This is a genomic window from Nocardia sp. JMUB6875, assembly GCF_041154655.1.
Classification (GTDB): domain Bacteria; phylum Actinomycetota; class Actinomycetes; order Mycobacteriales; family Mycobacteriaceae; genus Nocardia.
Genome location: NZ_BAAFGR010000105.1, coordinates 22,715 through 28,823 on the forward strand (window position 1 = coordinate 22,715; position 6,109 = coordinate 28,823).

A 6,109-nucleotide genomic window follows, 5' to 3' on the forward strand; every position below is an offset into this window, starting at 1 on the left:
CGAGCGAAATACCGCCGGTAGATGGTCATGTTTTCGCACGAACCGCAGTATCGAGAGGCGGGAATCACCCGCCGCAACTCGATGAACGGAGCAAACCATGTACCTCGTCACCGGAGCCACCGGAACCGTCGGCCGGGCCGTGGTCGACCGGCTGCTGGCCGCGGGCCTGCCGGTGCGCGCGATCACGCGCCGCCCGGAGGCGGCCGATCTGCCCGCGGGCGTCGAGGTGGTGCGCGCCGATCTCGGCGATCCGAGCACCCTGCCCGCCGCCCTGGCCGGTATCCGCCGCGTCTTCCTCTCGACGGCCGGGCCCGAGATCCCCACGCACGACGCCAATCTCGCCACCGCCGCCGTCGCCGCGGGCGTCGAGCACATCGTGAAGCTGTCCTCCGGCCGCGCCGGAGACGAGGCCGCCACCGATCCGATCCCGTCCTGGCATCGAGCAGGCGAGGACGCGGTGCGCGCGAGCGGGGTCGACTGGACCATGGTGCGCCCCATGGGTTTCATGTCCAATGCCTTGCACTGGGCCCGGTCGATTCGTGAATCGTCAACCGTCCGTGGGCCTTTCGGTCACGGTCGGATCGCGGTCATCGATCCCGACGATATCGCCGCGGTCTCGGTCGCCGCGCTCACCGAGCCCGGTCACGTCGGACAGGTCTACACGCTGACCGGCCCCCGCGCCCTCTCGCCGGGCGAGCAGGCCGCCATCCTGTCCGGAATCCTCGGCCGCCCAGTGCGTTTCGAGGAGATCTCCCCGGAGGCCGCGCGGGCGGACCTGCTGCGCTTCGGCGTCGACCCCGAGATGGCCTCCGCCATCATGGCTTTGCGCGCCACCGCCCCGGAGTCCTTCACCTCGGTCGTGCATCCGACGGTGGCCGTCGTGACGGGCCGGTCACCGCGGACCTTCCAGGAATGGGCCCTCGAAAACAAGGAGCAATTTACTGCCGCACATTAATAGTTATTGCTCGCGAATAGCGAAAGGTGCTGTCATCGCCTTTGATGACAGCACCTTTCCATTACTTCCGATAAGGGAAGGAGTTCTGGGTTATTTGCCCCACGATTCGATGAGGGCGGCGTTCGCCTGCATGACCTGGTTGTACTGGTCTTGCACGCCGAACTGCTCGGCGAGGCCGCCGGCGACGTTCTTGGCCTGCTCGATGAGGACCTGACGGTCGGTCGGGGCGGGGGCCGGCGCGGGAGCCACGGGCTCCGGGGCGGCCTCGGCCTCGGGCTCGGAAACGCCCGTACGCAGGTACTGGCCGCACACCGGCCAGGCACCGACACCCTGGGTGGCCAGCACGTTCTCGGCCACGCGGATCTGCTCGGCCTTGCTGGCGTTGGCCGGGCTGCCGGAGCCGCCGTTGGCCGCCCAGGTGCTCTGGGTGAACTGCAGGCCGCCGTAGTAGCCGTTGCCGGTGTTGATACCCCAGTTGCCGCCGCTCTCACACTGGGCGACGCCGTCCCAGTCGTGGGCGGGGGCGGCCGAAGCGGTTGCGGTGAAGCCGAACGGGACGGCAACAAGTGCGCCGGTGACGGCGGCGAGGCCGAGGGCGCGAGTGTTGATCTTCCGGTTCTGTTTCATGGTGTATTCCCTCCCTGCGCTGCCCCGACCCGACGCGTTTGCCGCGTCGTGTCCCTGTCCCCAGGAGGCTTGGGTGCCCGACCGCGGGACAGGGTTTCCGGAGTGCAGCGGTCGGGGTCGGTGCCCATCTCAGGATTGATCCGGGCCGGAACTGACGATAACGAGGAAATCTCGGCAGATCACGTCTTGATAACTCCAGAATTGCATGAAGCGAATGATGCCGAAAACGGCGTTGATGCAGGTTGGCTATGCTGTAAATGCCAATCCCGATCGGTCTGTTATCTACCCGTGATGTGACTCGACTCACAGTGAAATAGTGATGTGAGTCACGTTTTCCGGCCATTTCGGCGGCCATACGTGCGCGCGAGCCTTTCAAACGGAGGATTTTCAACCTGATCACTCCGCTTAGCGGACCCCCGTCCGGCTCGCCTCGCTGTGCCGGCCCCGGCCCCGAGGTTGCCCCAAGATCTCCAAAATGCGCCGTGACCTGCCGATTTGGCGCTACTGCTAGCCCGTGTGTAATGTTGTGTTCACCGACGCGGGGTGGAGCAGCTCGGTAGCTCGCTGGGCTCATAACCCAGAGGTCGCAGGTTCAAATCCTGTCCCCGCTACTAAAGCGAAAGGCCCGGAACCATCAGGTTCCGGGCCTTTCTCGTATCGGTAGCCGGGTCGGTTCCACTGGCTGGAACCGGGGGCGGATTCGCGGGGCGGCGCGGTGCTTGGGTGGCCGGACAGCCCGCGAGCCTCAGGAGCGACCATGCCGAGCCCATCGATCCCGGCCGGATTCGATTTCACCGATCCGGAACTCTGGGCCACCCGCAGTCCCGTCGAGGAGTTCGCCGAGCCGCGCCACAACGCGCCGGTCTGGTGGAACGCGCAGACGCCCGCGCAGGCGGCGCCGTTCGGGGACAAGGGCTTCTGGGTGGTGAGCCGGCACGAGGACATCCGGGAGGTGTCGCGGCAGCCGGAGCTGTTCTCCTCCAGCAGGAACGGGTCGATCATCCGCATGCCCTCCGACACGACGCCGGAGCAGTTGGAGCTCAACGGCGCGTCGCTGGTGAACATGGACCCGCCCAAGCACACCCGCACCCGGCGCATCGTGTCGAAGGGGTTCACGCCGCGCGCGGTCGAGGGGTTGCGGGCGGCGCTGACCGAACGCGCCGAGCGAATCGTCCACGAGGCCAGGAAGACCGGCGGCGGCGATTTCGTCCAGCAGGTGGCCTGTGAGCTACCGCTGCAGGCGATCGCCGAACTGCTCGGTGTCCCGCAGGCCGATCGCCATCGGCTGTTCGACTGGTCGAATCAGATGCTCAGCTACGACGATCCGGAATACGGCGATCCGCTGGTGGCCTCCGCCGAGATCCTCGGCTACGCGTGGAACATGGCCGAGCAGCGGCGCGCCTGCCCCGCCGACGACATCGTCAGCCGGTTGGTCACCGCCGATCTCGACGGGGAGGCGCTGGGCTCCGACGAATTCGGCTTCTTCGTCATCCTGCTGACCGTCGCGGGCAACGAGACCACGCGCAATGCCATCTCTCACGGGATGAAGGCCTTCGTGGATCACCCCGAGCAATGGGAGTTGTTCCGCGACAAGCGGCCTCGCACCGCGCCCGATGAGATCGTGCGCTGGGCAACGCCGGTCACCGCCTTCCAGCGCACCGCCACCCGGGACACGGAGCTGGCCGGGCAGGCCATCGCCGCGGGTGATCGCGTCGGAATGTTCTACAGCTCGGCCAATTTCGACGAGGCCGCCTTCGCCGACCCCTTCACCTTCGACATCCTGCGCGACCCCAACCCGCACCTGGGCTTCGGCGGTACCGGCACGCACTACTGCGTGGGTGCGAATCTCGCGCGGCTGGAGATCGATCTGATGTTCAATGCCATCGCCGACGCCATGCCGAATCTGCGCCAGCTGACCGAGCCGCAACGGCTGCGGTCGGGCTGGATCAACGGCATCAAGCACTGGCAGGTCAGTTTCGAGTGACCAGCGAGCGCACCTGTAGTGAGAGGGCGGCGGTCAGGTCGTCGGGGGAGTAGATCCCCGCGCTGACCGCGTCGAGGGCGAGACCATCGACCGCTGCGAGGAGGAGCGCGGCGCGCGTCGACGGGTTCGGGAGATCCGCGGCGGCCAGTTGCTCCTCGAGTTCGCGGCGAATCCCGGACAGGGTGCGGCGCTGGATCTCGGCGAGGGTGTCGCTGGTCGCCGCGCGGGCGGCGAACGAGACCATCACCCGCGCCTCGTGCTCGCGTTCGGCATCGAGCGGAAGTAGTTGGGACAGTGCCGTGGTCAGCCGGTCGGCCAGCGGGGCATCCGGGTCGATGTCGCCCATGCGGGCGCGCACGCGAGCGGTGAGCTGTTCGAAGGCGAAGGCGTAGAGCTCGTCCTTGCTGGTGAAGTGATGCTGCACCGCGCCGATGGACACCTCGGCCGCGGCCGCGACCTCACGAATGCTCGCGGCGTCCAGCCCCTTCGTGCCCGCGATGGTGAACACCGCGTCGGTGAGCTGCTCACGGCTCGTCGATCCGTATTTCCGCATATCGACAACCATACACTCGTATGGAACAATACGATCGTATGGAATTGCTTCGAAAAGTTCGCTCCCGCACCGTCATCACCGGGTCGCTGGGCCTGACCGCCCTGGCCTGGATCACCTGGAAGATCGACCCCACGGCCTCGTCGTCTCCGCTGGTTCCGCTGCTGGAGTCGGCGGTGCTCCTGGTCAACATCCCGCTCACCATCCTCTGGCCGCGCGGAAAACGGGCCGCGGTAGCGGCCTTCCAGCGCTACCTGCTCAATCCCGTTGTGCGCCTGCTGTTCCGGATCGGCTTCGTGCCGTTCGGATACGCGCTCGTGGAAACGGTGGGCCGCCGCACCGGACGGCGGTACCGCACGCCGGTGGGCAACGGTCTGGACGGCGACGTCTTCTGGATCATCGCCGAACACGGCTACCGCGCCGGATACGTCCGCAACCTCCTGGCCGAACCCACCGTGCGCGTAAAGCTCCGGCAGGGTTGGCGTTTCGTCTGGCGGGACGGGCGGGCAACAGTCCTGCCAGACGAGGATCCGCTGGAAAGACAACGGCGGCTGGTCGGTTGGCATCCGCTGCGCATGCTCAACGCGATCGTGGTCCGCGCGCTCGGCGCGGACCTGCTCGTCATCCGGATCGACCTGGCCCCGCGGGAGTCAGCGAGTGGGGCGGACCGGGTTCCATCCATCGAGCGATCGGCCTGATCGCCCGTTACAGGCGCAGGCGGGCGACGACCGCGCGGTGGTCGGTGCCGGGCATGTGGATCGAGTGCAGTTCGGTGGCGTGGCCGCCCGCGACCAGCACCCGGTCGATGCCGATCGCCGGGCCGACGGGCCGGTTGGTGGGCCAGGTCGGGAGGGCGCCCACGCCGAGGAGTTCGGCGGAGTCGGCGTAGCGGCCGCGCAGCAGATTCCGGTACGGGGCGTGGTCCCAGGTGGAGTTGAAATCGCCGCCGACCACGACCTGACCGGTCTGCTCGTCCAGCAGCTCGCCGATGCGCGAGAGCTCGTGCGCCCAGACGCCGGTGTGCACCAGCGGCGGGATCGGATGCAGCGCGAACACCGTGATCGGGCCGCGTTCCGGGTGAATCATGGTGGCGCGCAGGTTGTTCAGCCAGAAGCCCTCGAACTTCACGCCGTCCTGGATCGGATACTTGCTGAAGATGCCGGTGCCCTGGCCCCCGCCCGAGGGCGCGGTGAACCGGTACGGCAGCAGCTCCGCGAGGCCCGCCGCGTCGAGCCGGTCCAGCAGTCCGGGGGTCAGTTCCTCGATGGTCAGTACTTCGGCGGCATTCTCGCGGGCCGTCCGGACCAGGGCGTCGGCATCACCATGGCCGAGCTCCAGATTCGACTGCATCACCACGAGATCCGTGCCCGGCGGCGCACTCCCGTCCGGCCACAACATCGGCGCCTGCGTCCAGACCGCGACCGCCGACACCGCCACGGCCAGCCCCGCGCTCACCCAGCGACGGCCCAGACCGAACAGCACGGTCGCGATAACCGCACCCACCATGAAATACGAGGCGAACGACGCCGCCAGCACCACCGGCTCCCGCACCCAGGTGCTGTAGTGCAGCCCCACCCCGACCACACCCGCGATCAAGAACAACCACGCGATCACCGCCAGCAACAGCCGCCCGACCCGGCCCTTGTTCCACCTTTTCGCCGGTTCCGGCGCCACCACCTCGCCAACCGGTTGCTCACGCGTGAACTCATCGACCATGTCTGATTCCTCCCCGTTCCGCCGACCACCCTATGCGAGGCCGCGGAGTCCGGAATCGAGCAGGTTCGGGTCGTCGTAATACAACCGGTGCCGACTCCACAGCAAGTGCTCAGGCAATTCGGGAGCGCCGCTGGGGTTTCGGCCGTTGAATCGATAGTGCTGATTGGCAGCACCCCCGTGAGGCCGAGTCCCAGGAGGTTGGGCCCATGCACACCGAGGCCATCGAGATCGGAACCGTCGAGCCTGTCGCCGTGGAGCGGGAGGTGCGGCTGGGGCG

At 67.6% G+C, this 6,109-nt stretch carries 6 protein-coding genes and 1 tRNA gene; 4 read left to right on the forward strand and 3 right to left on the reverse strand.

Annotated elements, in window-relative coordinates; all coding sequences use genetic code 11:
- Positions 1-97: 97 nt before the first annotated feature.
- Entirely contained in the window at positions 98-955 is an 858-nt protein-coding gene (locus ACAM49_RS25085) for an SDR family oxidoreductase (protein ID WP_369638016.1), read from the forward strand.
- A 90-nt stretch (positions 956-1,045) separates the two neighbouring features.
- On the opposite strand, the gene ACAM49_RS25090 is transcribed toward ACAM49_RS25085, so the two are convergent.
- On the reverse strand, positions 1,046-1,582 hold the full coding sequence (locus ACAM49_RS25090; RefSeq protein WP_369638017.1) for a transglycosylase family protein: 537 nt from the start codon (positions 1,580-1,582) through the stop codon (positions 1,046-1,048).
- A 537-nt stretch (positions 1,583-2,119) separates the two neighbouring features.
- Here ACAM49_RS25090 and ACAM49_RS25095 point away from each other — a divergent pair.
- Together ACAM49_RS25095 and ACAM49_RS25100 are read left to right on the forward strand one after the other, a co-directional pair.
- Positions 2,120-2,193, forward strand: a tRNA-Met gene (locus tag ACAM49_RS25095).
- Positions 2,194-2,339: 146 nt separating this feature from the next.
- Positions 2,340-3,566 (forward strand): cytochrome P450, encoded by a 1,227-nt coding sequence (locus ACAM49_RS25100; RefSeq protein WP_369638018.1) that lies wholly within the window; start codon positions 2,340-2,342, stop codon positions 3,564-3,566.
- Here ACAM49_RS25100 and ACAM49_RS25105 read toward each other — a convergent pair.
- Positions 3,553-4,119, reverse strand: coding sequence for a TetR/AcrR family transcriptional regulator (locus ACAM49_RS25105; protein ID WP_369638019.1), 567 nt, complete (start codon positions 4,117-4,119; stop codon positions 3,553-3,555). The two genes, ACAM49_RS25100 and ACAM49_RS25105, sit on opposite strands and share 14 nt — an antisense overlap.
- Positions 4,120-4,157: 38 nt before the next feature.
- Here ACAM49_RS25105 and ACAM49_RS25110 point away from each other — a divergent pair, with 38 nt between their 5' ends.
- Positions 4,158-4,814: a nitroreductase/quinone reductase family protein gene (locus ACAM49_RS25110; RefSeq protein WP_369638020.1), complete on the forward strand. Its 657-nt coding sequence runs from the start codon at positions 4,158-4,160 to the stop codon at positions 4,812-4,814.
- 7 nt (positions 4,815-4,821) lie between these two features.
- On the opposite strand, the gene ACAM49_RS25115 is transcribed toward ACAM49_RS25110, so the two are convergent.
- Positions 4,822-5,832, reverse strand: a complete 1,011-nt coding sequence (locus ACAM49_RS25115; RefSeq protein WP_369638021.1) for an endonuclease/exonuclease/phosphatase family protein — start codon at positions 5,830-5,832, stop codon at positions 4,822-4,824.
- Positions 5,833-6,109: the final 277 nt, after the last annotated feature.

Coding starts and splice junctions, on each gene's coding strand:
- ACAM49_RS25105 (WP_369638019.1), bottom strand. CDS start 4,119: ATGCGGAAATACGGATCGACGAGCCGTGAGCAGCTCACCGACGCGGTG.
- ACAM49_RS25115 (WP_369638021.1), bottom strand. CDS start 5,832: ATGGTCGATGAGTTCACGCGTGAGCAACCGGTTGGCGAGGTGGTGGCG.
- ACAM49_RS25100 (WP_369638018.1), top strand. CDS start 2,340: ATGCCGAGCCCATCGATCCCGGCCGGATTCGATTTCACCGATCCGGAA.
- ACAM49_RS25085 (WP_369638016.1), top strand. CDS start 98: ATGTACCTCGTCACCGGAGCCACCGGAACCGTCGGCCGGGCCGTGGTC.
- ACAM49_RS25090 (WP_369638017.1), bottom strand. CDS start 1,582: ATGAAACAGAACCGGAAGATCAACACTCGCGCCCTCGGCCTCGCCGCC.
- ACAM49_RS25110 (WP_369638020.1), top strand. CDS start 4,158: ATGGAATTGCTTCGAAAAGTTCGCTCCCGCACCGTCATCACCGGGTCG.